Origin of the sequence: Geobacillus sp. ZGt-1 (assembly GCF_001026865.1) — a bacterium.
Lineage (GTDB): Bacteria > Bacillota > Bacilli > Bacillales > Anoxybacillaceae > Geobacillus > Geobacillus thermoleovorans.
The window spans coordinates 1-1,417 of record NZ_LDPD01000093.1; the positions used below are offsets into that span (position 1 = coordinate 1).

Here is a 1,417-nt window from a genome sequence, read left to right on the forward strand (position 1 = left end):
TGACTACAACGGAAATGTCATCAATCCGAACCCGGCTGAACTGACTGTCAAGAAGACAACGGTGGATACAACGAAGCCGACCGTTCAAAGCATCGAAGCGGTCAACACGAAAACCGTCAAAGTGACGTTTAGCGAAAAACTGTTGAGCAACCCGACCATCAAAATTGGCGGCCAAACTGCATCTGTTTCGGTTGACTCAACAGGCTTAGTCTATACAGCAACATTGAGCAGCGCTCTGTCGAAAGGTGTGTACGCAGTTGAAGTAAGCGATTATAAGGACTTGGCGGGCAATAGCGGGGATGCGTACACGAAAGTCGTTCAATTGAAAGCTGATACTACAGCACCGAAATTCGTCAGTAGCCAAGTCGTGAAAATTGACGGTGTTGAGCACCTTGTGTTGACATTTGACGAAGAGGTCACGACTGGCAGCAACATTACAGTCGTTCAATCGAGCGATAAGTATATTGACGAAAACAATGTACTTAAGGCTGTCGGCGCAGATTTGAAAACAACTAGCGACAATTTCAAATTATATCTGCCGACAGACGGAAAATCGAAATCGGTTGCTTTGAACATTTCTTCCTTGCCAAAAGGCACATACACCGTGACATTGCCGAACGGTTTAGTAAGCGACTTGGCTGACAATGCATATGCAGAGCGTAAACAGATTACATTCGTTCGCGGCTCTGACAGCTTAACGACGAAGCCAGCTCTTGATAAAGCCTACGATGGTAATGGTGTGAAAGCGGACAACAACAACGAATTAGTATTTGCGTTCACACAAAACTTGGACGCTTCTGCATTGAACCTGTCCAACTTCAACATCAACGGTTTGACCGTCACGAAAGCAGTCTTTGATGGAGATACGAAACATATCCGCGTGACGCTCGCACCCGGGGCAAATACGTGGACAGGCACGCACGTCATTACGATCAGCAACATTAAGAATACGTCTGGGCTCGTTATGGATACCGTGACCGTAAATGAATACATGAAAGAAAACGTGGCTCCGACGTTCACAGCGACCTTAACCAGCGCAGACGTCATCCGTGTCGACTTCAGCGAACCGGTGGCAAATGCGACGATCAGCAATCCGCTTTCTGTTAACAACTTTACCGTAAAAGTTGATGGACAATCAGCTACTGTATTAGGGGTCTATGAAGATAGTGGCGCTCAAAATGCGGTTGGTCCATCAAAAGGATATAAAACTATTTATCTCAAACTGCAAAACCCAGTAACAGATCTGTCTAAGCCAATCACCTTGTCGGCGACAGGCATTGTAGATGTAGATCAAACGGGTGGTATTAGTTCGAATAATGTAGTTGGCAACCCAGTTTCTGATGCTGTTGTAAACGTGGCAAAATAAGGCTGGAGATATAGCAAGGCGATCACCCTCCCATGAAGCGGCGCCCTCCCT

1 pseudogene is annotated in these 1,417 nt (G+C 46.4%); it reads left to right on the plus strand.

Features of this window, described 5'->3' with window-relative positions:
- Positions 1 to 1,366, plus strand: a pseudogene (locus VU18_RS15770) (Ig-like domain-containing protein); the annotation flags it as partial.
- Positions 1,367 to 1,417: the final 51 nt, after the last annotated feature.